Consider the following 23248-nt stretch of genomic DNA (forward strand, 5'->3'; position numbering starts at 1 on the left):
TGGCGTTGACCAGTACGGAAGGGTCCACTGGACGTGAGACCACGGCATCAGTGGCATCGGAGATCGAGCAGCAAAGGGTTCCCCTGCCGCACCACTTGGAGGGCGTACCGTGCACCGCCGGCACAACGGGCTCAGGACCGCAGTACTCCTCGGGGGACTGTCCGCACTCATCATCGTCATCGGCAGTTTCTTCGGCCGCATGGGGCTCGTCGTCGCGGTCCTGATCGCGCTGGGCACGAACGCCTACGCGTACTGGAACAGCGACAAGCTGGCGCTACGCGCGATGCGCGCCCGCCCGGTCAGTGAGTTCGAGGCCCCCGGGCTCTACCGCATGGTCCGAGAGCTCTCCACCCAGGCACGCCAGCCCATGCCCCGCCTCTACATCTCGCCCACTGAGGCGCCGAACGCCTTCGCGACGGGCCGCAATCCGCGCAACGCCGCCGTGTGCTGCACCGAAGGCATCCTGCGCATCCTCGACGAGCGCGAACTTCGCGGCGTCATCGGCCATGAGCTCAGCCACGTCTACAACCGCGACATCCTGATCTCGTCGGTGGCCGGCGCCCTCGCCTCGGTGATCTTGTTTCTGGTCAACTTCGCCTGGCTGATCCCGATCGGCCGCTCCGACGACGACGAGGGCCCCGGCCTCCTCGGCATGTTGCTCATCATGATCCTCGGCCCGCTGGCGGCCAGCCTGATCCAGCTGGCCATCAGCCGCTCCAGGGAGTACGAGGCCGATGCCTCCGGCGCCCAGCTCACCGGCGACCCGCTCGCCCTCGCCAGCGCCCTGCGCAAGCTCGAACTCGGCACCAAGCAGCTCCCGCTGCCCCCCGAGCCCCGTATCGAGACCGCCAGTCACATGATGATCGCCAACCCCTTCCGTCCGGGGCAGGGGTTCTCCAAGATGTTCTCCACCCACCCGCCGATGGCGGACCGAATCGCCCGGCTCGAAAAGATGGCAGGCCCCCCACAGTGAAGACCATCCTCAACGTCATCTGGCTCGTCCTGAGCGGCTTCTGGCTGTTCCTCGGCTACATGCTCGCGGGCCTACTGCTCTGCATCACCGTCATCGGCATCCCGTTCGGGATCGCGGCCTTCCGTATCGGCATCTACGCCCTGTGGCCCTTCGGGTACACCACGGTCGAGCGTCGCGACGCCGGAGCGCCCTCCTGCGTGGGCAACGTCCTGTGGCTGATCCTCGCGGGCTGGTGGCTGGCCATCGGCCACATCGTCACCGGCATCGCGCTGTGCGTCACGATCATCGGCATCCCGTTCGGCATCGCCAACTTCAAGCTGATCCCGGTGTCGCTGTTCCCGCTGGGCCGCGAGATCGTCTCGACGGACCAGCCCTTCTCGTCGCGCTGGTAGAGGCGGAGGGTCGCCCGGAAGCCGCGCAGGAGGGCAGGCACGCAGGCCGCAGGTTTTCCACAACCCACTGGTTGTCCACAGGCCGGACCGATTGTCAGTGGCGGCTTGCATCATGAACGCATGACCGAGAACGAGCAGTTGCTGACGAGGGTGGCGGACAAGGCCCGCAACACCCGTCCGTGGGGCTGGCCTTCACTCCCCGAGCCCGCGGACGCCGCCACCCTGGCCCGCGCCGAGGCGGCCCTCGGCTTCCGCCTGCCCCCACTGCTCGCCGACCTCTACCTGCGCATAGGAGACGGCGGATTCGGCCCGGAGTACGGCCTGTTGCCCCTGCTCGACAGCCCACCGGCCGCCGAGCCCGCCGCCGTCACGCAGTATCTCGCCCATCGCGAGAGCGCCCGCAAGGACCCCGACTGGCCCTGGCCCGAAGGCGTCCTGCCGATATCTCACTGGGGCTGCGCGATGTACGCGTGCGTGGACTGCCGCAGTCCCCAGGCCACCGTCCTGCTCTTCGAACCGAACGCCGACGACGCCGACCAGGCGTGGTACGTGGACGCCCCGAGCCTCACCGACTGGCTGCGCGCGTGGGTCGACGGCACGGGCTGGTACGAGGAGACGAACGACGATCTGGAGATGGCCCCTTGGGCCGACTTCCACATACGTACGGCGAGGACACGGGTGTCCTGAGGAGGCGTGAACCGCAGGGTGCAGACCGGGCCGACGGGCGCTGCGCGGACTGCTCGTTGTTGAGTGGGTTCATCGCGTGCGTTCGCCGTAGGCGGTCGAGCGCGTCGACTGCGCATGCGTGGTCTCGACGCTCGAACGGCCCGCTCTCGCCGACTCGGCCGACGGCCTGTCCAGCGAGCTGTGACGGCTGCTCAGCAGGCCCGGGCCACCTCGCGCGTTCTCGCGCGTCCGGTGACGTCCAGCGGGCCTGATGCCGTGCCCGGTTGCCCGAACCGTTGGCCGAGACGCCCTCCGGCCGAGACGCCCCCACGTCCAGGAGACCCCAGGCCCAGACGCCTCCGGCCTTGACGGCCGTACGCGCCCGCCCCGCCGTTCCTCAGAAGCAACCCCGACGCGAACCCGGCCTACCGCCCGCCGCCACCCGACCGCTCCACCACCCACCGCCGCGCCCCGTATGCGACCACCCCCACCGCCAGCACTCCAGCACCGGTGACGACCGACACCCCCGGAAGCGAGAACGCCAGCACCGCACACCCGAGGAGACCCACGGCCGGCACGACCCGCGCAGTCGGCTTCGAGTCGAGAGTCCAGGCCGACGCGTTGGCCACCGCGTAGTACGCCAGCACACCGAAGGAGGAGAACCCGATCGCGCCCCGCACGTCCACCGTGGCGGCCAGGACCGCGACCACCGCACCCACGGCCAGCTCGGCCCGGTGCGGCACCTGGAAGCGCGGATGAACGGCTGCCAGGGCGCCGGGCAGATGCCGGTCGCGGGCCATGGCCAGCGTCGTCCGGGAGACGCCCAGGATCAGGGCGAGCAGCGAACCCAACGCGGCGACGGCCGCACCCACCCGCACCACCGGCGCCAGCCCCGGCACCCCGGCTGCCCGCACCGCGTCGGCCAGCGGCGCGCCCGCATCCCCGAGACCCTCCGCACCCAGCACGGAAAGGACAGCCACCGCCACCCACGCGTACACCGCCAGCGCGATGCCCAGGGCAAGCGGAATCGCCCGGGGGATGGTGCGCGCGGGATCCCGCACCTCCTCACCGAGGGTCGCGATCCGTGCGTACCCGGCGAACGCGAAGAACAGCAGCCCCGCCGCCTGCAGCACCCCGCCGACCCCGCCCGAGGCCCCGACGTCCAGGCGCCCGGCATCGGACTCCCCGGACCCCAGACACACGACCACCACACAAGCGAGGACAGCCAGGACCACGGCAACGATCGCCCGGGTCAGCCAGGCGGACTTCTGGACACCGCCGTAGTTCACCGCGGTCAGCGCCACCACGGCCGCGACCGCCACCGCGTGCGCCTGCCCCGGCCAGACGTACGCGCCCACGGTGAGCGCCATCGCCGCGCAGGAGGCCGTCTTGCCGACCACGAACGACCAGCCCGCGAGATACCCCCAGAACTCCCCGAGCCGCTCGCGGCCGTACACATACGTGCCGCCCGAGGCCGGATACAGCGCCGCCAGTCGTGCCGACGACGTGGCATTGCAGTAGGCGACCACGGCCGCGACCGCGAGCCCGAGCAGCAGCCCGGATCCGGCCGCGTGCGCGGCGGGCGCCAGGGCGGCGAAGATGCCGGCCCCCACCATCGAACCGAGCCCGATGACCACGGCGTCGCCGACGCCCAGGGTGCGTCGGAGCTCGGAAGGAGCACTGGAGCCTGTCATGTTCGGAACCCTACTGATCGTTGCAACCGAGGGGTGCCGCAGTGACGTCCTGTTCATCAACAAGGCACGAACAAGCGCGCCACGAGCCCGTCTCACTGCCGAGCGGCACGCAGCGTGCAAGGCACACGCACATCGCGCCACGCACAACCTGTCCGCACGGAAGCCACACAGACCGGACAGTGACAGCACGGCGCGGAAGGGCAGGTTCAGGGCATGACCATCATCAGCTGGATCATCCTGGGGCTGTTGGCCGGAGCCATCGCCAAGTTCCTGCTGCCGGGGCGCGACCCGGGCGGCTTCATCGGCACGACGATCATCGGCATCGCGGGCGCGTTCATCGGTGGCTGGATCTCGGCCCGCTGGCTGGACCACCCGATCACCAAGGACTTCTACGACGGCGCCACGTGGGCCGCCGCGATCGGCGGCTCCCTCGTGCTCCTGATCGCCTACCGCATCTTTTTCGGCCACTCGCGCAACTGAGCGAGGAGCACACTCCCCGGACCGCAGCCAGCAGGCGAGAAGGGTGGGCACCGTCGGTGCCCACCCTTCTTCGTACCTCCTCCGCCCGTGAGTCAGCGGCTCACCGGTAGTTCACGAACTGAATCGCGAAGTCGAAGTCCTTGCCCTTCAGCAGGGCGATCACGGTCTGCAGGTCGTCCCGGCTCTTCGAGCTGACCCGCAGCTCGTCGCCCTGCACCTGCGCCTTCACGCCCTTGGGGCCCTCGTCGCGAATGATCTTCGCCACCTTCTTCGCGTTCTCCTGGGAGATGCCCTCCTCGATCGACGCGAAGATCTTGTACTCCTTGCCCGAGAGCTGGGGCTCGCCCGCGTCCAGGGCCTTCAGTGAGATCCCGCGCTTGATCAGCTTGGACTGGAAGACGTCGAGGACAGCCTTCACCCGGTCCTCGGAGTTCGCCTCCATCAGGATCTTTTCACCGGACCACGAGATCGAGGCACCCACGCCCTTGAAGTCGTAGCGCTGCGAGATCTCCTTGGCGGCCTGGTTGAGGGCGTTGTCGACCTCCTGCCGCTCGACCTTCGAGACGATGTCGAAACTGGAGTCGGCCATGTCCTGTGGCTCCTTGTATCGGGGTGCGTGTGGGGTGCGTATCGGCGGGCGTGGGGGTGGCCGCCGAGCCCGGGGCAGACCCGGACCGCATCCGGACAAGCCTAGCCACCCGGCGTCCCCCGGGAGGCGATCAATCGGGTGGCGAAGCACCCCTGTGCATCGGGTATTGTTTACGTCGTTGCCACGGAGCACCGCCGAAAAGCGGTTCGAACGGCAGCAAACCCGGCGGTGTGCCCGAGCGGCCAAAGGGAGCAGACTGTAAATCTGCCGGCTCAGCCTTCCCAGGTTCGAATCCTGGCGCCGCCACACTGGGGAAAACCCCCTTCGATCTGCGGAAACGTGGATCGGAGGGGGTTTTCGCGTTCCAGTGCCCCGCCCGGGGCACACTGCTCCCATGGTCACGCCTCGCAGAAGCTGCCCCGAGTGCCGTCGTGAGATCGCCGTCGTCGCCGGTCGGTTCGCGCGGCACGACCCGCCCGGCGCGCGGGAGAACGGGGAACTCATGTCGTGCCCCGGATCCCGGCGGCAGGCGCACCTGGGGGCCGCGCAGCCGGCCCTGGACGGGTACGTCGTGCCCGAGTTCCCCGGGCAGCTGCCGCTGTTCTGAGGTTCTCGAAGGGAAGCTAAGGCTCGTCCGTCCGCACATCCATCCGCGTCACCAGCCCGTCCCCGTCGAAGCGGTACACATGCTCGACGGTCTCCTCCGCCCACCGGTCGCCCGACGCGTCGCGCATCCCCGGCCGTACGGTCGCCACCACCGCCTCGCCGTCCTCCTCCGGACGCAGTCCCTCCAGCCGTACCAGAGGATGCCCGGCGGCGAACTGCCGTGCCCAGTACGCGCGTACCGCCCCGCGCCCGTGCAGCCGGACTCCGTCCAGAACGTTCGGCCAGTCCACGTCGGGCGCGAGGCAGCGTTGCATGAAGGCCTCTCGCTCGTCCGTCGAGAAGACCTCGTACATGCGCCGCAACAGCGCCTCCTGTGCGGCGGGAACCCCCTCGGTGCCCAACGTCAGTTCCCCGCCACCGACTTCACCGCCACCGACACCGGAGTCGATCCGCTGATCAGTTCGAGCGTCAGACCGGCCGTCGCCGACGTGTCGAGCAACTCCGCGAGAACGGCGGCCACGTCGTCGCGTGGGACGGGGCCGCGGCCGGTGCGTGCCTCCAGGCGTACCAGGCCGGTTCCGGCGTCGTTCGTCAGCATGCCGGGGCGCAGGATCGTCCAGTCGAGGGCGTCCAGGCCGCGGACGTACTCGTCGGCGGCGCCCTTGGCGCGCAGGTAGACGTCGAAGACCTCGTCGCCCTCGTGGTTCGGGTCGGCGCCCATCGACGACACCACCAGGAAGCGCCGTACGCCCGCCTGGACCGCCGCGTCCGCGAACAGGACCGCCGCCCCCTTGTCCACCGTGTCCTTGCGGGTCGACCCGCTGCCGGGGCCCGCGCCGGCCGCGAAGACCGCCGCGTCAGCACCCCGCAACCGGCTCACGACCTCCTCGACCGAGGCCGACTCCAGGTCCAGCAGGACGGGTTCGGCGCCGGCCTCCCGCAGGGCGGCGCTCTGTTCGGCCTTGCGGATGATCCCCGCGACCTCGTCCCCGCGCGCGGCGAGCAGCCTCTCCAGCCGCAGCGCGATCTGACCATGACCACCAGCGATGACAATGCGCATGTTTCCGACCGTACGCCCGGACGGACGCATCCGCCGCACGACTTCAGCCACGCCTCACATCACGCGAGCGCACCGCCCACGCCTCTGTGGTGCACAGAGCGCATCCCCCGGCGCACAACCCACGTGCTGGCACCGGGCGCACGAGCCGCAAGCGCACCCCGGCGCACTCCGGCCGCTCACGACAACTCCCCGCGCCCCTGCCGCGGCAACCCCAACTCCGCGGCCACGGCCGAGTTGCAGTACTCCCGCACCGCGCTCGTGCGTGCCACCACGCGCCCCCGATGCACCACGATGCGGCTGTACGCGAGGGACAGCGCCCCCGCCAGCCGTTCCCCGCGTACCGCCAGCAACTCGGCCGGGAAGCCCGCCTCCACCCGTACCTCGGGCAGGCCCAGCACCGACCGCGCCGACGCGCTCACCGCGTCGTAGGCGTCCTCGGGGCGCAGCCCGTGCCGCGAGGAGAGCAGGTAGGCGGCTTCCAGCGGGTCCCCGCGTCCCACCGGGTTCGATACGTCCCTCAGGGCGCCGCTTCCGGCCGCGACGCGTACGCCGGCGGCGCGCAGCAGTCGTACGGGCGCCGTGGCCCGTCGTTCCACGCCCCCGCAGCCGCCCTGCGGCAGGCACACGACCGTCACCCCGGCCGCGGCGAGCTGGTCCGCGGTGCGGGAGGCCGCCTGGGCGGGCAGGCGTCCCAGGCCGCCGCACGGGCCGAGCGTCACGCCGGGACGCAACCCGCCGGCCATCGCGGCGAGGCGGGCCAGGCGGGCCGGGTCGGTGGCGTCGGTGTGCAGGTCGACGGGACAGCCGTGCTCCGAGGCGACCTCCAGGACCGCCTCCACGTAACCCGTCGGATCCGGGTCCAGGTCGGGACAGCCGCCCACCACCGAGGCGCCCATCTTCAGGGCGTCCCGCAGTATCGCGAGCCCGTCGGCGCCGGCCACGCCGGTCAGCAGCCGGGGCATCGCCACGGTCGTCAACTCGGTGAGCCCCCGCAGCGAACGCCGTGCCTGCAGTACGGCGGCGAGCGCGCTCAGCTCCTGTACGTCGCCCACGCGGACGTGTGCCCGTAGCGCGGTCGCGCCGTGCCCGAGCTGGAGCAGGGCGGCCTCGGTGGCCCGGCGCTGGACGTCGGGTGGGTCGTACGAGACCGGACCGCCCGCGTCCGCGGAGAGGGCGGTGTCGCCGTGGGCGTGCGGTTCGGCCGGGGCCGGCAGGAGCAGATAGCCGCTGAGGTCCACGCGCGTACCGCACGCGCGCGTGCCGTCCCCCGCCAGGCTTCCGGCCGTACCGACCGCCTCGATGCGTCCGCCGACCAGACGTACGTCCACGGTCCGGCCGTCGGTGAGCCGCGCCCCGCACAGCAGGAGTGCGGACGGGTCGGCCGGTCCGGACGAGCCCGACGAGGACGACGAGTGGGGCGGCTGGGGCTGACTGTCGGGCATCGCGTTCCAGAGGCTCGGGGCTGCGCATCGGGGCTGCGGGGGACGGTGCTGGGAACTTCGGGGGGCACGCAAGATCACGCAGAGTGAGACGAGCCTAGGGTGACGATCCGGCCCTGGCGCGCAGGAGCGCAATAGTCGTACCGGTGTGGTCCGCCGAACGGGAGCCCCGCCGCGGTACCGCAGTGGCCTGCGAGGTGTCTGTGCAGCCCGCCGATCGGCCGCAGGGAGGTGCCGCGAAACGGATTTGGGTGAACGGCAGCCGAGCGTGTAATGTCTTCATCGCTCGCCCCAATAGCTCAGTCGGCAGAGCGTCTCCATGGTAAGGAGAAGGTCTACGGTTCGATTCCGTATTGGGGCTCTGGTGTGTGAGGTTCCCGTCGCGAGGCGGGAACGGATCGCATCGCAGCGGTGTAGCTCAGTCGGTAGAGCAAGCGGCTCATAATCGCTGTGTCACCGGTTCAAGTCCGGTCACCGCTACTGACAGTAGCCGATTGCGGGGTCGGTCCTTCGATCGGCTACTCTTTCTTGCGTTAAATCAGTCCATCCGTTCGTCTTAGGAGCACTCACGTGGCTGCCACCGACGTCCGCCCGAAGATCACGCTGGCCTGCGTGGAGTGCAAGGAGCGGAACTACATCACCAAGAAGAACCGGCGTAACAACCCGGACCGTCTTGAGATGAAGAAGCACTGCCCGCGTTGCAACGCGCACACCGCGCACCGCGAAACGCGATAAATCAGGCTCGTACGCGAGGCCGCCCCCACAGTCGGGGGGCGGCCTCGCGTCGTTTTCGCCCCGGTTACCGGTCGGTTCCGGCCGGCCCAGGCAGATCAGCCACGCACACGGCAGATCAGCCACGCACACGGCAGATCGGCCACGCGAACCAGCAGGGTCAACCACAGTAGACAGCAGGAGGTGCCGAGCCATGGCGCTCGACCAGTCCTTCGTGGGGCGGAGCTACCCGCCCACCGAGCCCTATGAGGTGGGCCGGGAGAAGATCCGTGAGTTCGCGGAGGCGGTGGGGGACGGCAACCCGGCGTACACGGACCCGGAGGCCGCCAAGGCGCTCGGTCACTCCGATGTGATCGCCCCCCCGACCTTCATCTTCGCGATCACCTTCAAGGCCGCGGGACAGGTCATCCAGGACCCCCAGCTGGGCCTGGACTACAGCCGCGTGGTGCACGGCGACCAGAAGTTCGCCTACACCCGCCCGGTGCGCGCCGGGGACCGGCTGACGGTCACCTCGACCATCGAGGCGATCAAGACCATGGCGGGCAACGGGATCCTGGACATCCGCGGCGAGGTCCACGACGAGGCGGGCGAGCACGTGGTGACCGCCTGGACCAAGCTGGTGGCCCGCCCCGCCGACTCCGCCGACGCCGAGGAAGGGAAGGCCTGAGACCGATGACGGCGAAGATTGCCTACGACGACGTCGAGGTCGGCACCGAACTGCCCACCCGGACCTTCCCCGTGACCCGCGCCACGCTCGTGCAGTACGCGGGTGCCTCCGGTGACTTCAACCCGATCCACTGGAACGAGAAGTTCGCCAAGGAGGTCGGGCTGCCGGACGTCATCGCGCACGGCATGTTCACCATGGCCGAGGCGATCCGGGTGGTCACCGACTGGACCGGCGACCCGGGCGCCGTCGTCGAGTACGGCGTCCGCTTCACCAAGCCCGTCGTCGTACCGAACGACGACCAGGGCGCCACGATCGAGGTCGACGGCAAGGTCGCGGCCAAGCTCGACGACAACAAGGTCCGCGTGGACCTGACCGTGAAGAGTGCCGGGCAGAAGGTGCTCGGGATGTCGCGGGCGGTCGTACAGCTGGCGTGACGGGCACGCGCGTTTGGCGTGCGGTAAGGGGCGTCCTCCATGGTGGGGCGCCCCTTACACACTTTTCCGCCGGCACCGCTTGCCTAGTTAGTGATTGAGTACTAACTTATGTCCCATGGCCAGGATGAGTGCAGAAGAGAGGCGCGAGAGCGTGATCCGCGCGGCGACGACCGAGTTCGCCCGTGGCGGCTATCACGGCACGTCGACCGAGGCGATCGCCAAGCGGGTCGGTGTCTCGCAGCCGTATCTCTTCCGGCTTTTCCCGGGCAAGAAGGCGATCTTCCTGGCGGCGGCGGAACGCTGCGTGGAGGACACCATCCGGACCTTCGACGAAGCCGCCAAGGGGCTGGAGGGCGAGGAGGCCCTGCATGCCATGGCGAACGCCTACACCAAGGTCATCGCCGAGCGGCCCGAGCGGCTGCTGATGCAGATGCAGATCTATGTCGCCGCGGCGGCCGCCGAACAGGAGGGCGACCGCGAGTTCGGCGAGAGCGTGCGGGCCGGCTGGATGCGGCTGTGGGACACCGTCCATCTGCCGCTGGGTGCCGACGTCGACGGGACGACGAGCTTCCTGGCGCACGGGATGCTCATCAACTGTCTGGTCGCGATGGGCTTCCCGCCCGAGCACCGGGTCTGGGAGGGGCTCTACCCGTCCGCGCGGACCACGGGCCGGCTGGAGCACTAGGGCTGAGGAAACGCGAGGCCGACGCCCGCTTTCCATGATCGCAAAACTTAGTAATCACTAACTAACACCGAGCGTATCGAACTCGAACTCACTGGGGGAGCGATGTCATCGCAGACCGCACAGCGCGGGGGAGCCGCCTGGGCCCTCGTCATCACCAGCGTCGCCGGATTCATGGCGGCCCTCGACAACCTCGTCGTCACCACCGCACTGCCCTCCATCCGCAAGGACCTGGGCGGAGCGCTGGACGACCTGGAGTGGACGGTGAGCGCGTACACACTCACCTTCGCCGTCCTGCTGATGTTCGGCGCGGCGCTCGGCGACCGCTTCGGGCGCCGCAGGCTCTTCCTCGCCGGCATCACGGTCTTCACCGGCGCGTCCGCCGCGGCGGCCCTCGCGCCCGGCATCGACTCACTCATCGCCGCCCGCGCGGTGCAGGGCGTCGGCGCGGCGGTCATGATGCCGCTGACGCTGACCCTGCTGACGGCCGCCGTGCCCGTGGCCAAGCGCGGGATGGCGTACGGCATCTGGGGCGCCGTCAACGGGCTGGCCGTCGCGTCCGGACCGCTCATCGGCGGCAGCCTCACCGAGCACATCTCCTGGCAGTGGATCTTCTGGCTGAACGTCCCGCTCGGCCTCGCCCTGCTGCCGCTCGCCCGCCTGCGCCTCGCCGAGTCCTACGGCACCGGCGCGCCGCTCGACGTCCCCGGCACCCTGCTCGCCAGCGGCGGTCTCTTCGGCATCGTGTACGGCCTGGTGCGCGGCCCCGCCGACGGCTGGACCGCCTCCCTGGTGCTGACCGGTCTGTTCGCCGGAGGCGCGCTGCTCGCCGGCTTCGTCGTCTACAGCACCCGCGCCAAGAACCCGATGCTGCCGATGCGGTTGTTCCGCTCCCGGGCCTTCTCCGGGATCAACGCCGCGAGCATGCTGATGTTCCTCGGCATGTTCGGCTCGATCTTCCTGCTCAGCCAGTACATGCAGGGCGTGCTCGGCTACTCACCGACCGAGGCGGGGCTGCGGATGCTGCCGTGGACCGGCATGCCGATGCTCGTCGCGCCGGTCGCCGGCATCCTCTCCGACCGCATCGGCGGCCGTCCCGTCGTCGCCACCGGCCTGTTCCTCCAGGCCGCCGGGCTCGCCTACATGGCGTCCGTCGTCACCGTCGACGTGTCCTACGCCGCCCAGCTGCCCGGACTGATCATCAGCGGCGTCGGCATGGCCCTGTTCTTCGCGCCGGCGGCCAACCTGGTCATGTCCAGCGTCCGAGCCTCCGAACAGGGCATCGCCTCGGGCGCCAACAACGCCCTGCGCGAGGTCGGCGGCGCGCTCGGCATCGCCGTCATGGCGTCGATCTTCTCCGCGCAGGGCGGCTACGAGACCGGTCGGACCTTCGTGGACGGCCTGCGGCCCGCCCTGGTCACCGGCGCCGCGGTGGTGGCCCTCGCCGGTCTCGCGGCGCTGACCATCCCGGCCCGCAAGCGCGGCGGCGCGGCGGTGAGCACGGTCGAGCAGCTGCCGGAGCGCTCTCTGGAGACGGCCGCCCGCTGACCCCGCCGGGAGCCCGAACCCCTGGATCGAGAGGAGCAGTCATGCCCACCCTTCCCTGGACCGTGCCGAACCCCGTGCCGCCGGCCACCGAGGTGCACGTCTTCGCCTCCCGCTTCGAGACCCGCACCCTGTGGGGGGCGCTCCGCTTCCTCGCCCGTACGCCGGGCGTGTGGCGGCAGGTGAGCCGGGCGCCCGGAGCGTACGGGGCCACCCTGAAGGCCGAGCCGTTCAAGCGGACCTTCTGGACGCTGTCCGTCTGGGAGTCGCCCGCCGCGCTCAAGGACTTCGCGCGCTCGGGCACCCACGCCCCCACCTCCCGGGACCTGTCGGCGCAGATGCGGGACGCGAAGTTCGCCACCTGGCAGGTGTCGAGCGACGAGCTGCCGCTCGACTGGGCGCAGGCCCGGCGTCGGCTCACCTGAACGGCACGCGCGCGTGGGACGCGCGTCGGCCCCGGCGCCCCGCACGGGTGCCGGGGCTGTCAGTGCCGTCTCGTAGTCTTGAGCCCGTGCAGGTACTCCACGACGCCCCCCTCGCCCCCCTCACCACCTTCCGACTGGGCGGCCCCGCCACCCGCCTGGTCACCGCGACTACCGACGCCGAGGTGATCGACGTCGTGCGTGAGGCCGATGCCGCCGGGACCCCGCTGCTGCTCATCGGCGGCGGATCGAACCTGGTCATCGGGGACAAGGGCTTCGCGGGCACCGCCCTCGTCATCGCCACCAAGGGCTTCGAGCTGGACGGCACCACCCTCGAACTGGCCGCCGGCGAGGTGTGGACGGACGCCGTCGCCCGCACCGTCGAGGCCGGGCTCGCCGGGATCGAGTGCCTCGCCGGTATCCCGGGCTCCGCAGGCGCCACACCGATCCAGAACGTCGGAGCCTACGGCCAGGAGGTCTCCTCGACGATCACCGAGGTGATCGCCTACGACCGCCGCGCGGGCGAGACCGTCGTCATCCCGAACTCCGACTGCGCCTTCTCCTACCGCCACAGCCGCTTCAAGGCCGACCCCGAGCGCTATGTCGTCCTGCGCGTCCGCTTCCGGCTGGAGGACGCCGACGGGCTCTCCGCGCCCATCAAGTACGCCGAGACGGCCCGTGCCCTGGGCGTCGAACCCGGCGACCGCGTCCCGCTGACCGACGCCCGCGAGACCGTCCTGAAGCTGCGTAGCGGCAAGGGCATGGTCCTGGACCCCGAGGACCACGACACCTGGTCGGCCGGGTCCTTCTTCACCAACCCGATCCTCACCGACGAGCAGTTCGCCGCGTTCCACGCGCGCGTGCGCGAACGCCTGGGCGACGGCGTGGAGCCGCCCGCGTACCCGGCGGGGGACGGCCACACCAAGACCTCCGCGGCCTGGCTGATCGACAAGGCGGGCTTCACCAAGGGCTACGGCACCGGCCCCGCCCGCATCTCCACGAAGCACACCCTCGCCCTGACCAACCGCGGCGAAGCGACCACCGAGGACCTGCTCGCTCTCGCCCGCGAGGTCGTGGCCGGCGTCCGCAAGGCCTTCGGGATCACGCTGGTCAACGAGCCGGTCACGGTGGGCGTCAGCCTGTAGCGCCGGATCGGTGATGCCCGCCGGCCTGACCGGCCGAGCGAATCTCCGTTGTGCGCGGCCCGGTGTCATCGTCACGCTGGGGGGCATGACCCACCCGGCCACGAGAATCCCCACGAGAACTCCCGCATGCGACTGAGACTGCGCGAGTTCCGGCCCCGAACCGGCCCGTACGAGCAGCGGGTCGTCCAGCCCTGGCAGCCCTTGCGCCACACTTCCCTGAGCGGCCCCGACCCCATCGGTCTGCTGCTGGGCGACCACGACGGGCTGAACCGGCTCGCGGCGCTGTTCTCCTTCGCGGCCTACTCCCGGCACACCATCGTCCACGTGCCGCTGCGCGACGGAATCCCGGTCGACGAGGGCTGGGGCGAGCCCGTCGACCTCGTCCTGGCCCACCACACGTCCGGCCTGCGCCCCAGCACATGGCCCGGCCTGCGCCGGAAACTGCGGCAAGGTACACCGCTGACCGTCCGAACCGACGAGGCGCGCACCTCCCGGGACGCCGCGTCCTGGCGCACCCGGTCGCACCGGGCCGACTTCCGCGACGAGCTGCGGCACACCACCCACGCCCGCACGCTCTTCCTGTTCGGCAGCCGGGACGTCTTCGCCGAGACCGCCACGGGCCTCGCCCACGCGGCAGGCCGGGGGCCGTACCAGAAGGGTGTCGCCCAAGGGCGCTCGGCGCTGATGACGTCGCTCCCCGCACTGATCCAGCCACCCGGCGGCGGGCATCCCGTCGAGGTGCTGATCTGCTTCAAGCCCTATCCGCCCTACGCCCACTTCAAGCGGCCGGGCGGCTGAGCCAGTCGTCCACCCCCGCCAGCAGCTTCCTCTGCACGTCCTCCGGCGCCGCCGACCCCCGCACCGACTGCCGGGCCAGCTCCGCCAGTTCCGCGTCCGTGAAGGCGTGGTGGCGGCGGGCGATGTCGTACTGGGCGGCGAGGCGGGAGCCGAACAGGAGCGGGTCGTCCGCGCCCAGGGCCATCGGGACGCCCGCCTCGAACAACGTCCGCAGCGGCACGTCCTCCGGCTTCTCGTAGACGCCGAGGGCGACGTTCGAAGCGGGACACACCTCGCACGTCACGCCCCGGTCCGCGAGGCGCTTCAGCAGCCGCGGGTCCTCGGCCGCCCGCACCCCGTGGCCGATCCGGTGCGCGTGCAGGTCGTCCAGGCAGTCCCGGACCGAGGACGGGCCGGTCAGCTCGCCGCCGTGCGGGGCCGACAGCAGGCCGCCCTCGCGGGCGATGTGGAAGGCACGGTCGAAGTCCCGCGCCATGCCCCGGCGCTCGTCGTTCGACAAGCCGAAGCCGACCACACCCCGCTCCGCGTACCGGACGGCGAGCCGCGCCAGCGTGCGGGCTTCCAGAGGGTGCTTCATACGGTTCGCGGCGACCAGGACGCGCATCCCGAGCCCCGTGTCCCGCGATGCCGTCTCCACCGCGTCCAGGATGATCTCCAGCGCCGGGATCAGACCGCCCAGCCGGGGCGCGTACGACGTCGGGTCGACCTGGATCTCCAGCCAGCCGGAGCCGTCCCTGATGTCCTCCTCCGCGGCCTCCCTGACCAGCCGCTGGATGTCCTCCGGCCGCCTGAGGCACGAGCGCGCCGCGTCGTACAGGCGCTGGAAGCGGAACCAGCCCCGCTCGTCCGTCGCCCGCAGCTTCGGCGGCTCTCCACTGGTCAGGGCGTCGGTCAGCGCCTCGGGCAGGCGCACGCCGTACTTGTCGGCCAGTTCCAGCAGGGTTCCCGGCCGCATCGAGCCGGTGAAGTGCAGGTGCAGATGGGCTTTCGGCAGCTCAGAGACATCACGTACACGCTCCATTCCAGGATCCTGCCGTACGTGTCCGTCGTCCCGGTAGCTCTTTCCCCGAACGTGGTCTTGCTCGCACAAACGACAGGGGACCACCCAGGAACGTTCCTGGGTGGTCCCCTGGAAGGCGCCTCAGTCCCGCGCCTCCGCCAGCAGCTTCTGGATCCGGCTCACGCCCTCGACGAGGTCCTCGTCACCCAGCGCGTACGACAGCCGCAGATAGCCCGGCGTGCCGAAGGCCTCGCCCGGGACGACCGCGACCTCGGCCTCCTCCAGGATCAGCTCGGCCAGCTCGACGCTGCTCTGCGGGCGCTTGCCGCGGACCTCCTTGCCCAGCAGGGCCTTCACCGACGGGTAGGCGTAGAAGGCGCCCTCGGGCTCCGGGCAGACCACGCCGTCGATCTCGTTGAGCATCCGCACGATCGTCTTGCGGCGGCGGTCGAAGGCCTCGCGCATCTTCGCGACCGCGTCCAGGTCACCGGAGACGGCGGCGAGCGCGGCCACCTGGGCCACGTTGGAGACGTTCGACGTGGCGTGCGACTGGAGGTTGGTCGCGGCCTTCACGACGTCCTTCGGGCCGATGATCCAGCCCACGCGCCAGCCCGTCATGGCGTACGTCTTGGCGACGCCGTTGACCACGATGCACTTGTCGCGCAGCTCGGGCAGCAGGGCCGGCAGGGACACGGAGACAGCGTCGCCGTACACCAGGTGCTCGTAGATCTCGTCGGTCAGCACCCACAGCCCGTGCTCCACCGCCCAGCGGCCGATCGCCTCGGTCTCGGCCTCGCTGTAGACCGCGCCGGTCGGGTTGGACGGCGACACGAAGAGGACGACCTTCGTCTTCTCCGTACGGGCCGCCTCCAGCTGCTCGACCGAGACGCGGTAGCCGGTCGTCTCGTCGGCGACGACCTCGACCGGGACACCGCCCGCGAGACGGATCGACTCCGGGTACGTCGTCCAGTACGGGGCCGGGACGATGACCTCGTCGCCCGGGTCCAGGATCGCGGCGAAGGCCTCGTAGATGGCCTGCTTGCCGCCGTTGGTGACCAGGATCTGCGAGACGTCGGGCTCGTAGCCGGAGTCGCGCAGCGTCTTCTGGGCGATCGCGGCCTTCAGCTCGGGCAGACCGCCGGCCGGCGTGTAGCGGTGGTACTTGGGGTTCTTGCAGGCCTCGATCGCGGCCTCGACGATGTAGTCCGGAGTCGGGAAGTCGGGCTCACCGGCGCCGAAGCCGATCACCGGACGCCCGGCGGCCTTGAGGGCCTTGGCCTTGGCGTCCACGGCGAGGGTGGCGGACTCGGAGATCGCGCCGACTCGGGCGGAGACCCGGCGCTCGGTGGGAGGGGTTGCAGCGCTCATGGGGCCCATGGTTTCAGACCGGAAACGCGGGCGGCACGCGGGTTTCACAGACTGAACATCGGCTGAACATCCGTACGGACAGGCCCGCGGCCAGGTCGATCTTGCGTTGTCACACGGCCGATCCCCGGGCGATCTTCCGCCGCTCAAGCCCCCATCGGGCACTTTCTGTTCGACGAGGCGCCCGGGACCACGTACACTCTCACCTCGTTGGCCTTCAGCAGGCCGCACTCGCACGGTGCACAACGAGCACTCGGTCGGATGCGGTACGTTGGGGGACATCACCAAAGGGTCGTAGCTCAATTGGTAGAGCACCGGTCTCCAAAACCGGCGGTTGGGGGTTCAAGTCCCTCCGGCCCTGCTACACACACCTTCGCCAGGATGTGTGCGCATGTACGTACAGCAATGCACCGCCGTGCGGCTCAGACCGGGCGCGGCACGGCCACGACCCGGAATCAGGTGAGGACGAGTGACGGACGCCGTGGGCTCCATCGACATGCCTGATGCCCAGGACGAGGCGCCGGAGTCCAAGAAGAAGACCCGGAAGGGCGGCAAGCGAGCCAAGAAGGGCCCGCTGAAGCGCCTCGCGCTCTTCTACCGCCAGATCATCGCGGAGCTCCGCAAGGTCGTCTGGCCGACGCGGAACCAGCTGACGACGTACACCACTGTGGTGATCATCTTCGTCGTCCTCATGATCGGCCTGGTGACCGTGATTGACTATGGGCTCGACAACGCCGCCAAGTACGTCTTCGGCTGAGCCAAGAGCGAAGGGCGCCGTGGTTACCGGCGCCCCTTTCGCATGTTCCACCCCTATGTATCCAGGAAGAAGCAGCCACCGTGTCTGACCAGAACCTGAACGACGCCGTCGAGCCAAGCGGGCAGGGTGCCGAGTCCGTGGAAGACGAGCTCGACATCGTCGAGGGCGCGGACGAGGACCTGGACGAGGTCGAGGCTGCCGACGCCGAGGCGGGCGAGCCCGCCGAGGAAGCCGCGCTGCACGAGGAGGACGAGGACGAGGCCGCCGAGGAGGAGGCCGAGCCCGTCGACCCCGTCGCCGCGCTGCGCGAGGAGCTTCGCACGCTGCCCGGCGAGTGGTACGTCATCCACACCTACGCCGGTTACGAGAACCGCGTGAAGACCAACCTGGAGCAGCGCGCCGTCTCGCTGAACGTCGAGGACTACATCTTCCAGGCCGAGGTGCCGCAGGAAGAGGTCGTCCAGATCAAGAACGGCGACCGCAAGACGATCAAGCAGAACAAGTTGCCGGGTTACGTCCTGGTCCGCATGGACCTCACGAACGAGTCCTGGGGCGTCGTCCGCAACACCCCCGGCGTCACCGGCTTCGTGGGCAACGCCTACGACCCCTACCCCCTGACCCTGGACGAGATCGTCAAGATGCTCGCCCCGGAGGCCGAGGAGAAGGCCGCTCGCGAGGCCGCCGAGGCCGAGGGCAAGCCGGCTCCGCAGCGCAAGGTCGAGGTCCAGGTGCTGGACTTCGAGGTCGGAGACTCGGTCACCGTCACCGACGGCCCGTTCGCCACGCTGCAGGCCACCATCAACGAGATCAACCCCGACTCGAAGAAGGTCAAGGGTCTGGTGGAGATCTTCGGCCGCGAGACGCCGGTCGAGCTCTCCTTCGACCAGATCCAGAAGAACTGACACCTTCTGGACGTACTGCTTCCGCGCAGGTCAGCCGGGCCCTCACAGCCTGTCTGACCTGCTCGGTTTTTAGCCGCGCATCTATACCCGTTATCGTTGTGCGGTATGCCTTCATCCGGGACGCGACCCGGGCGGGGGCACGCCTCAATCGAAAGGACCCGGAGAGTAATGCCTCCCAAGAAGAAGAAGGTCACGGGGCTCATCAAGCTCCAGATCCAGGCCGGTGCCGCCAACCCGGCCCCGCCGGTCGGCCCCGCGCTGGGTCAGCACGGCGTCAACATCATGGAGTTCTGCAAGGCCTACAACGCCGCGACCGAGTCGCAGCGCGGTTGGGTCATCCCGGTGGAGATCACGGTCTACGAGGACCGTTCCTTCACCTTCATCACCAAGACCCCCCCGGCCGCCAAGATGATCCTCAAGGCCGCGGGCGTGGAGAAGGGCTCCGGCGAGCCGCACAAGACCAAGGTCGCCAAGATCACCGAGGCGCAGGTCCGCGAGATCGCCACCACCAAGATGCCCGACCTCAACGCCAACGACCTGGACGCCGCCGCGAAGATCATCGCCGGCACCGCCCGTTCCATGGGCATCACGGTCGAGGGCTGATCCCCAGCCCCGTAGCACCTTCGTAGAAACGCGGCTTCGGCCGCACGTGGCAGGGCCTGCTCGGCCCGCACCACGACTCCTCAGAACACACAGGAGCAGTAGTGAGCAAGCGCAGCAAGTCTCTCCGCGCTGCGGACGCCAAGGTCGACCGGGAGAAGCTCTACGCCCCGCTCGAGGCCGTCCGTCTCGCCAAGGAGACGTCCACGACCAAGTTCGACGGCACCGTCGAGGTCGCCTTCCGTCTGGGTGTCGACCCGCGTAAGGCCGACCAGATGGTCCGTGGCACCGTGAACCTTCCGCACGGCACCGGTAAGACCGCCCGGGTCCTGGTCTTCGCGACCGGTGACCGTGCCGAGGCCGCGCGTGCCGCGGGCGCCGACATCGTCGGTGCCGACGAGCTGATCGACGAGGTCTCGAAGGGCCGCCTGGACTTCGACGCCGTCGTCGCCACCCCGGACCTCATGGGCAAGGTCGGCCGCCTCGGCCGCGTCCTCGGCCCGCGTGGTCTGATGCCGAACCCGAAGACCGGCACCGTCACCCCCGACGTCGCCAAGGCCGTCACCGACATCAAGGGCGGCAAGATCGAGTTCCGCGTCGACAAGCACTCGAACCTGCACTTCATCATCGGCAAGACGTCGTTCGACGACAGCAAGCTGGTGGAGAACTACGGCGCCGCGCTGGAGGAGATCCTCCGTCTGAAGCCGTCCGCCGCCAAGGGTCGCTACATCAAGAAGGCCGCCATCACCACCACGATGGGCCCCGGCATTCCGGTCGACCCGAACCGCACCCGCAACCTCCTCGTCGAGGAGGACCCGGCCGCGGTCTGAGCCATCGGCTCACCAGGCTCGTAGACGGGCCCCGCACCCTTCCCGGTGCGGGGCCCGTTCCCTTGTCCGGACCCTTTTGTCAGTGCGCTGGGTTAACGTGCATTCACGGGATCTGCTCAGGGGGACGAATGACGAGCACGAAGGCGCGCCGGTCGGCGTTCTGGATCGCGCTGCCGACCGCCCTGACGGCTCTCGCCGCCTGTACTTCCTCCCCCCGCCCCGAGGAGCAGGGCCGCGCCGGGCCCTCCCGCGCCGTCACCGCCGCCCTGCGCACCGTCGAGCGGTCCACCGGCCAGGCACAGTCCGCCCGAGTGAAGTCCACGACCAGCATCGGCTCGACGCTCTCCATGAAGGCCCACGGGACCCTCGCCTGGAGCGACGGCCTCACCGGCACCCTGACGATCACGTACACCGGCGGCTCGACGGCCGAGACGATGCGCCGGCTCGGCACGACGTCGATGGAGGCCCGCTATCTCCCCGATGCCTACTACGCGCGCATGGGCGAGGCGTTCGCCGAGAAGACCGACGGCAAGCACTGGATCAAGTACGCCTACGACGACCTGGAGCACCTTGCCGGCAGTTCCGGAGCGGACCTCGCGGACCAGATGCGCGGCACCGCGCCGCACACGTCGGTGAAGCTGCTGCTGTCCTCCACGGATGTACGCAAGGTCGGCGAGGAGACGGTGAGCGGCAAGCGTGCCTCGCACTACTCCGGCACGGTGTATGGGGAAGGCGCCCCCGAGCAGACCGTCGACATATGGGTCGACGACCGGGATCTGCTGATCAAGAAGGTCGAGAAGGGCCGGACGGCCACGGGGCCGCTGACCCAGACCGCGTACTACAGCGACTACGGGGTGAGGGCCGAGGTCCGCAAGCCTCCGGCCGGGGATACCGCGGACCTGAAGGAGCTGCTGAAGAAGCAAGGGTGACGGTGCCTGGGTTAGGCTCCCGAGCTTGCTGTGCGCCGACCACGCACCGGTCATGTGTTCCTTGGGGGGAATCGATGAGGCTTTCCGCACGTGCCGCCGTACGTGCCGTTGTACCTGCCGCTGTGCTGCTTCTCGCAGGTTGCGGGGCGGGCGCCAGCGGGGAGCGGTCCGCGGACTCGCCGGCTGCCGGGGCCGTGGCGCGGGCCGCGGAGAAGACCGAGGCCGTCACGTCCCTGCGTTACCGGGTGACCGGCTCGTTCCCGGAGCGAGGGCGGATAGCGGAGGAGGGGACCGTCCGCACCGAGCCGGCGGTGGCCCGGCTCAGGACGGCCAACCTGAGCGGCGAGGAACGGGGCGAGACCGAGCTGCGCCTGGTCGACGGGGTGCTGTACGAGAGCGCGCCCGGCGACATGGTCCAGAAGATGGGCGGCAGGCACTGGATCAGCTATGGCCGGGCTGCCAAGTTCACCACGGACAGCGGTCTGCGCATGGACGTCGCAGGCCTGCGCGACCAGGTCGGCCGCAACCCGGCCCGGGAAGCCGCCTTCCTGGCCGGAGCGCAGGACGTGAAGCGGATCGGCGGCGAGAAGATCGACGGGACCGACGCCACCCATTACGCGGGCACGGCCGCCATCGACGAGCTCCGAGCCTCTCTTGAGGCGACCGACGACAAGGCGGCCCGACAGGGGCGCGAGCGCAGCCTCGACCAGTACGAGAAGCTCGGTGTGGACGAGCTCACCCTGGACGTGTGGGTCGACGGTGACGACCGGGTCAAGCGGCTCCGCACCCAGGGCTTCGGCCGCAAGGGAGCGCTCGACCTCACCTTCACGTTCCTCGAGTACGGGAAGCCGGTGACCATCCCGGCACCCCGCGCCGACGACACCGCGGACATGCGGAAGCCGTTGAAGACGAACGGGCGCTGAGGGCCGTAAGGGCCGATTTGCCTGACGGCGATTCCGTCCCGTACTCTCCTACAGAAGCCAAAGACCGCTGGTCGTTGCCGCGCGCTCGCAAGAGGGTGCGGTGGCCGAAGGATCCGCTGAACTGCGGACGACCCGCGCAGGTGACAGTGGAAGAGCTCCCGGAGTACGTGCGTCCCCGCGCGTGCGGCCGGTCGAGTCCGCCCCGTGCGCCTGCGCCGGGGCGTTTCGTTTTCCCCAGTCCTCCTTCGGGTCCGCGCGGTCAGAATCACCCGGAAGGAGGCCGAGGCTCTATGGCGAGGCCCGACAAGGCTGCCGCAGTGGCCGAGTTGACGGAGCAGTTCCGCAACTCCAACGCTGCCGTGCTGACCGAGTACCGCGGTCTCACCGTGGCGCAGCTCAAGACGCTGCGTCGTTCGCTCGGTGAGAACGCCCAGTACGCCGTGGTGAAGAACACGCTGACCAAGATTGCGGCCAACGAGGCCGGGATCTCGACGCTGGACGACCTGTTCAACGGTCCGACGGCTGTCGCCTTCGTCACCGGTGACCCGGTGGAGTCGGCGAAGGGTCTCCGTGACTTCGCCAAGGACAACCCGAATCTCGTCATCAAGGGCGGTGTCCTCGAGGGCAAGGCCCTCTCCGCCGACGAGATCAAGAAGCTTGCGGACCTCGAGTCCCGCGAGGTTCTGCTCTCCAAGCTGGCCGGTGCCTTCAAGGCGAAGCAGTCCCAGGCTGCCTCCGTCTTCCAGGCGCTGCCGTCGAAGCTCGTCCGCACCGTGGACGCGCTGCGCGCCAAGCAGGACGAGCAGGGCGGTGCCGAGTAACTCGGCTCGCACACTGGCCCCCGCTGCCTGAACGCGGAGGCCACAGCGGGCCGACGTACGCCCGCCTCACCCAGTACATCCGGCACCTGCCGATTTAGTGGAAGGACCGCCATCATGGCGAAGCTCAGCCAGGAAGACCTGCTCGCGCAGTTCGAGGAGATGACCCTCATCGAGCTCTCCGAGTTCGTGAAGGCCTTCGAGGACAAGTTCGACGTCACCGCCGCCGCTGCCGCGCCGGTCGTCGTCGCCGGTGGTGCCGCTGGTGGCGCCGCCGCCGAGGCCGCCGAGGAGAAGGACGAGTTCGACGTCATCCTCACCGGTGCCGGCGACAAGAAGATCCAGGTCATCAAGGTCGTGCGTGAGCTGACCTCCCTGGGCCTGAAGGAGGCCAAGGACCTGGTCGACGGTGCGCCGAAGCCGGTTCTGGAGAAGGTCAACAAGGAGGCCGCGGACAAGGCCAAGGAGTCCCTCGAGGGCGCCGGCGCCTCCGTCGAGGTCAAGTAAGACCTTCGCGAACGCCTGTGACGGCCCTGTAGGGCTGTAACGCGAACGCACCGAAGAGCGATCATCCATTCGGGTGGTCGCTCTTCGGCGTTCCTGGGGGCGCGGCCACGGTTGCCTTGCGCCCCGTTCGGTGGGGGGTATGGTGATCTTCGTCGTGTCCCTGGTCGGCCCCGGGTTCGGGCGTGGGGGCCTTGACGAACCGCACGCAGCGCGCAATTCTCAGGACGCGTCGTCACAAGGATCCGAATCCGAGGCATGGATCGGCGACGAAGAGGGCAGTATCAACGTGCATT

At 69.7% G+C, this 23248-nt stretch carries 28 protein-coding genes and 4 tRNA genes; 25 read left to right on the forward strand and 7 right to left on the reverse strand.

All coding sequences use genetic code 11. The features are described from left to right. Nucleotides 1-109: 109 nt before the first annotated feature. The 3 genes from htpX to ACIBU0_RS20515 all read left to right on the forward strand — a co-directional run bounded on the left by htpX (nucleotide 110) and on the right by ACIBU0_RS20515 (nucleotide 2052). A complete protein-coding gene (gene htpX, locus ACIBU0_RS20505) occupies nucleotides 110-973 on the forward strand; it encodes a zinc metalloprotease HtpX (protein ID WP_398820137.1) in 864 nt (287 codons plus the stop codon). Beyond that, a complete protein-coding gene (locus tag ACIBU0_RS20510) occupies nucleotides 970-1365 on the forward strand; it encodes a YccF domain-containing protein (RefSeq protein ID WP_398820139.1) in 396 nt (131 codons plus the stop codon). The genes htpX and ACIBU0_RS20510 overlap by 4 nt, the downstream gene beginning before the upstream one ends. Nucleotides 1366-1485: 120 nt before the next feature. Then, nucleotides 1486-2052 (forward strand): SMI1/KNR4 family protein, encoded by a 567-nt coding sequence (locus ACIBU0_RS20515; protein ID WP_398820142.1) that lies wholly within the window; start codon nucleotides 1486-1488, stop codon nucleotides 2050-2052. Between the two features lie 404 nt (nucleotides 2053-2456). Here ACIBU0_RS20515 and ACIBU0_RS20520 read toward each other — a convergent pair whose 3' ends face one another. Further along, a complete protein-coding gene (locus ACIBU0_RS20520; RefSeq protein WP_398820145.1) occupies nucleotides 2457-3725 on the reverse strand; it encodes an APC family permease in 1269 nt (422 codons plus the stop codon). A gap of 213 nt (nucleotides 3726-3938) precedes the next feature. Here ACIBU0_RS20520 and ACIBU0_RS20525 point away from each other — a divergent pair, with 213 nt between their 5' ends. Beyond that, nucleotides 3939-4205 carry a GlsB/YeaQ/YmgE family stress response membrane protein gene (locus tag ACIBU0_RS20525; protein WP_398820148.1) on the forward strand — a complete coding sequence of 89 codons (267 nt, stop codon included), beginning with the start codon at nucleotides 3939-3941 and terminating at the stop codon, nucleotides 4203-4205. Between the two features lie 100 nt (nucleotides 4206-4305). On the opposite strand, the gene ACIBU0_RS20530 is transcribed toward ACIBU0_RS20525, so the two are convergent. Continuing rightward, entirely contained in the window at nucleotides 4306-4794 is a 489-nt protein-coding gene (locus tag ACIBU0_RS20530) for a YajQ family cyclic di-GMP-binding protein (protein ID WP_398820151.1), read from the reverse strand. 224 nt (nucleotides 4795-5018) lie between these two features. On the opposite strand from ACIBU0_RS20530, the gene ACIBU0_RS20535 reads away from it, so the two are divergent. Both ACIBU0_RS20535 and ACIBU0_RS20540 read left to right on the forward strand, forming a co-directional pair. Further along, nucleotides 5019-5100, forward strand: a tRNA-Tyr gene (locus ACIBU0_RS20535). 88 nt (nucleotides 5101-5188) lie between these two features. Further along, nucleotides 5189-5401 (forward strand): hypothetical protein, encoded by a 213-nt coding sequence (locus ACIBU0_RS20540; RefSeq protein ID WP_398820154.1) that lies wholly within the window; start codon nucleotides 5189-5191, stop codon nucleotides 5399-5401. Between the two features lie 16 nt (nucleotides 5402-5417). Here the strand turns inward: ACIBU0_RS20540 and ACIBU0_RS20545 are convergent, their stop codons facing one another. From ACIBU0_RS20545 to ACIBU0_RS20555, 3 genes are all read right to left on the reverse strand, one after another. Beyond that, on the reverse strand, nucleotides 5418-5801 hold the full coding sequence (locus ACIBU0_RS20545; protein ID WP_398820157.1) for a nuclear transport factor 2 family protein: 384 nt from the start codon (nucleotides 5799-5801) through the stop codon (nucleotides 5418-5420). Nucleotides 5802-5803: 2 nt separating this feature from the next. Beyond that, nucleotides 5804-6460 (reverse strand): SDR family oxidoreductase, encoded by a 657-nt coding sequence (locus ACIBU0_RS20550; RefSeq protein ID WP_398820160.1) that lies wholly within the window; start codon nucleotides 6458-6460, stop codon nucleotides 5804-5806. Between the two features lie 176 nt (nucleotides 6461-6636). Then, a complete protein-coding gene (locus ACIBU0_RS20555) occupies nucleotides 6637-7902 on the reverse strand; it encodes an amidohydrolase family protein (RefSeq protein ID WP_398820162.1) in 1266 nt (421 codons plus the stop codon). Between the two features lie 285 nt (nucleotides 7903-8187). Here ACIBU0_RS20555 and ACIBU0_RS20560 point away from each other — a divergent pair. The 10 genes from ACIBU0_RS20560 (at nucleotide 8188) to ACIBU0_RS20605 (ending at nucleotide 14324) form a co-directional block, all read left to right on the forward strand. Beyond that, nucleotides 8188-8260: transfer RNA gene (locus tag ACIBU0_RS20560), tRNA-Thr, on the forward strand. Nucleotides 8261-8306: 46 nt separating this feature from the next. Continuing rightward, nucleotides 8307-8379, forward strand: a tRNA-Met gene (locus ACIBU0_RS20565). A gap of 90 nt (nucleotides 8380-8469) precedes the next feature. Then, nucleotides 8470-8634: a 50S ribosomal protein L33 gene (gene rpmG / locus ACIBU0_RS20570; protein WP_003948671.1), complete on the forward strand. Its 165-nt coding sequence runs from the start codon at nucleotides 8470-8472 to the stop codon at nucleotides 8632-8634. Between the two features lie 190 nt (nucleotides 8635-8824). Continuing rightward, entirely contained in the window at nucleotides 8825-9298 is a 474-nt protein-coding gene (locus ACIBU0_RS20575; protein ID WP_398820164.1) for a MaoC family dehydratase N-terminal domain-containing protein, read from the forward strand. A gap of 5 nt (nucleotides 9299-9303) precedes the next feature. Further along, a complete protein-coding gene (locus tag ACIBU0_RS20580; protein WP_398820166.1) occupies nucleotides 9304-9732 on the forward strand; it encodes a MaoC family dehydratase in 429 nt (142 codons plus the stop codon). A gap of 115 nt (nucleotides 9733-9847) precedes the next feature. Beyond that, nucleotides 9848-10417: a TetR/AcrR family transcriptional regulator gene (locus ACIBU0_RS20585; RefSeq protein ID WP_398820168.1), complete on the forward strand. Its 570-nt coding sequence runs from the start codon at nucleotides 9848-9850 to the stop codon at nucleotides 10415-10417. A gap of 102 nt (nucleotides 10418-10519) precedes the next feature. Further along, nucleotides 10520-11962: a DHA2 family efflux MFS transporter permease subunit gene (locus tag ACIBU0_RS20590; protein ID WP_398820171.1), complete on the forward strand. Its 1443-nt coding sequence runs from the start codon at nucleotides 10520-10522 to the stop codon at nucleotides 11960-11962. Nucleotides 11963-12003: 41 nt separating this feature from the next. Beyond that, entirely contained in the window at nucleotides 12004-12384 is a 381-nt protein-coding gene (locus tag ACIBU0_RS20595; protein ID WP_398820173.1) for a DUF3291 domain-containing protein, read from the forward strand. A gap of 86 nt (nucleotides 12385-12470) precedes the next feature. Further along, complete coding sequence (locus ACIBU0_RS20600) at nucleotides 12471-13526, forward strand: UDP-N-acetylmuramate dehydrogenase (RefSeq protein WP_398820176.1); 1056 nt, start codon at nucleotides 12471-12473, stop codon at nucleotides 13524-13526. Nucleotides 13527-13652: 126 nt separating this feature from the next. Continuing rightward, entirely contained in the window at nucleotides 13653-14324 is a 672-nt protein-coding gene (locus ACIBU0_RS20605; protein ID WP_398820179.1) for a hypothetical protein, read from the forward strand. Here ACIBU0_RS20605 and ACIBU0_RS20610 read toward each other — a convergent pair. After that, nucleotides 14305-15345, reverse strand: a complete 1041-nt coding sequence (locus tag ACIBU0_RS20610) for an adenosine deaminase (protein WP_398820182.1) — start codon at nucleotides 15343-15345, stop codon at nucleotides 14305-14307. The genes ACIBU0_RS20605 and ACIBU0_RS20610 overlap by 20 nt on opposite strands. A 120-nt stretch (nucleotides 15346-15465) precedes the next feature. Further along, nucleotides 15466-16692 carry a pyridoxal phosphate-dependent aminotransferase gene (locus ACIBU0_RS20615; protein ID WP_398820185.1) on the reverse strand — a complete coding sequence of 409 codons (1227 nt, stop codon included), beginning with the start codon at nucleotides 16690-16692 and terminating at the stop codon, nucleotides 15466-15468. 285 nt (nucleotides 16693-16977) lie between these two features. Between ACIBU0_RS20615 and ACIBU0_RS20620 the strand changes: the two genes are divergently transcribed. From ACIBU0_RS20620 to rplL, 9 genes are all read left to right on the forward strand, one after another. Next, nucleotides 16978-17050: transfer RNA gene (locus tag ACIBU0_RS20620), tRNA-Trp, on the forward strand. Between the two features lie 108 nt (nucleotides 17051-17158). Continuing rightward, nucleotides 17159-17446 carry a preprotein translocase subunit SecE gene (gene secE, locus ACIBU0_RS20625; RefSeq protein WP_398820187.1) on the forward strand — a complete coding sequence of 96 codons (288 nt, stop codon included), beginning with the start codon at nucleotides 17159-17161 and terminating at the stop codon, nucleotides 17444-17446. 80 nt (nucleotides 17447-17526) lie between these two features. Continuing rightward, complete coding sequence (gene nusG, locus ACIBU0_RS20630; RefSeq protein ID WP_398820190.1) at nucleotides 17527-18348, forward strand: transcription termination/antitermination protein NusG; 822 nt, start codon at nucleotides 17527-17529, stop codon at nucleotides 18346-18348. 168 nt (nucleotides 18349-18516) lie between these two features. Further along, nucleotides 18517-18951 carry a 50S ribosomal protein L11 gene (gene rplK, locus ACIBU0_RS20635; protein ID WP_028805116.1) on the forward strand — a complete coding sequence of 145 codons (435 nt, stop codon included), beginning with the start codon at nucleotides 18517-18519 and terminating at the stop codon, nucleotides 18949-18951. 101 nt (nucleotides 18952-19052) lie between these two features. Continuing rightward, a complete protein-coding gene (gene rplA / locus ACIBU0_RS20640) occupies nucleotides 19053-19778 on the forward strand; it encodes a 50S ribosomal protein L1 (RefSeq protein ID WP_398820193.1) in 726 nt (241 codons plus the stop codon). 128 nt (nucleotides 19779-19906) lie between these two features. Further along, nucleotides 19907-20707 (forward strand): hypothetical protein, encoded by an 801-nt coding sequence (locus ACIBU0_RS20645; protein ID WP_398820196.1) that lies wholly within the window; start codon nucleotides 19907-19909, stop codon nucleotides 20705-20707. Between the two features lie 122 nt (nucleotides 20708-20829). After that, nucleotides 20830-21630 carry a hypothetical protein gene (locus tag ACIBU0_RS20650; protein WP_398820199.1) on the forward strand — a complete coding sequence of 267 codons (801 nt, stop codon included), beginning with the start codon at nucleotides 20830-20832 and terminating at the stop codon, nucleotides 21628-21630. 290 nt (nucleotides 21631-21920) lie between these two features. Then, a complete protein-coding gene (gene rplJ / locus ACIBU0_RS20655; RefSeq protein ID WP_398820201.1) occupies nucleotides 21921-22451 on the forward strand; it encodes a 50S ribosomal protein L10 in 531 nt (176 codons plus the stop codon). Between the two features lie 114 nt (nucleotides 22452-22565). After that, entirely contained in the window at nucleotides 22566-22955 is a 390-nt protein-coding gene (gene rplL, locus ACIBU0_RS20660) for a 50S ribosomal protein L7/L12 (protein ID WP_361196762.1), read from the forward strand. Nucleotides 22956-23248 lie beyond the last annotated feature (293 nt).

It is taken from the genome of Streptomyces sp. NPDC049627 (assembly GCF_044465645.1).
In the GTDB taxonomy this organism is placed as follows: Bacteria; Actinomycetota; Actinomycetes; order Streptomycetales; family Streptomycetaceae; genus Streptomyces.

Coding starts and splice junctions, on each gene's coding strand:
- rplK (WP_028805116.1), top strand. CDS start 18,517: ATGCCTCCCAAGAAGAAGAAGGTCACGGGGCTCATCAAGCTCCAGATC.
- ACIBU0_RS20515 (WP_398820142.1), top strand. CDS start 1,486: ATGACCGAGAACGAGCAGTTGCTGACGAGGGTGGCGGACAAGGCCCGC.
- ACIBU0_RS20525 (WP_398820148.1), top strand. CDS start 3,939: ATGACCATCATCAGCTGGATCATCCTGGGGCTGTTGGCCGGAGCCATC.
- ACIBU0_RS20575 (WP_398820164.1), top strand. CDS start 8,825: ATGGCGCTCGACCAGTCCTTCGTGGGGCGGAGCTACCCGCCCACCGAG.
- rplL (WP_361196762.1), top strand. CDS start 22,566: ATGGCGAAGCTCAGCCAGGAAGACCTGCTCGCGCAGTTCGAGGAGATG.
- ACIBU0_RS20595 (WP_398820173.1), top strand. CDS start 12,004: ATGCCCACCCTTCCCTGGACCGTGCCGAACCCCGTGCCGCCGGCCACC.
- ACIBU0_RS20555 (WP_398820162.1), bottom strand. CDS start 7,902: ATGCCCGACAGTCAGCCCCAGCCGCCCCACTCGTCGTCCTCGTCGGGC.
- ACIBU0_RS20585 (WP_398820168.1), top strand. CDS start 9,848: ATGGCCAGGATGAGTGCAGAAGAGAGGCGCGAGAGCGTGATCCGCGCG.
- ACIBU0_RS20615 (WP_398820185.1), bottom strand. CDS start 16,692: ATGAGCGCTGCAACCCCTCCCACCGAGCGCCGGGTCTCCGCCCGAGTC.
- ACIBU0_RS20580 (WP_398820166.1), top strand. CDS start 9,304: ATGACGGCGAAGATTGCCTACGACGACGTCGAGGTCGGCACCGAACTG.
- ACIBU0_RS20520 (WP_398820145.1), bottom strand. CDS start 3,725: ATGACAGGCTCCAGTGCTCCTTCCGAGCTCCGACGCACCCTGGGCGTC.
- ACIBU0_RS20540 (WP_398820154.1), top strand. CDS start 5,189: ATGGTCACGCCTCGCAGAAGCTGCCCCGAGTGCCGTCGTGAGATCGCC.
- ACIBU0_RS20530 (WP_398820151.1), bottom strand. CDS start 4,794: ATGGCCGACTCCAGTTTCGACATCGTCTCGAAGGTCGAGCGGCAGGAG.
- ACIBU0_RS20605 (WP_398820179.1), top strand. CDS start 13,653: ATGCGACTGAGACTGCGCGAGTTCCGGCCCCGAACCGGCCCGTACGAG.
- ACIBU0_RS20590 (WP_398820171.1), top strand. CDS start 10,520: ATGTCATCGCAGACCGCACAGCGCGGGGGAGCCGCCTGGGCCCTCGTC.
- ACIBU0_RS20550 (WP_398820160.1), bottom strand. CDS start 6,460: ATGCGCATTGTCATCGCTGGTGGTCATGGTCAGATCGCGCTGCGGCTG.
- rplJ (WP_398820201.1), top strand. CDS start 21,921: ATGGCGAGGCCCGACAAGGCTGCCGCAGTGGCCGAGTTGACGGAGCAG.
- ACIBU0_RS20645 (WP_398820196.1), top strand. CDS start 19,907: ATGACGAGCACGAAGGCGCGCCGGTCGGCGTTCTGGATCGCGCTGCCG.
- ACIBU0_RS20610 (WP_398820182.1), bottom strand. CDS start 15,345: ATGGAGCGTGTACGTGATGTCTCTGAGCTGCCGAAAGCCCATCTGCAC.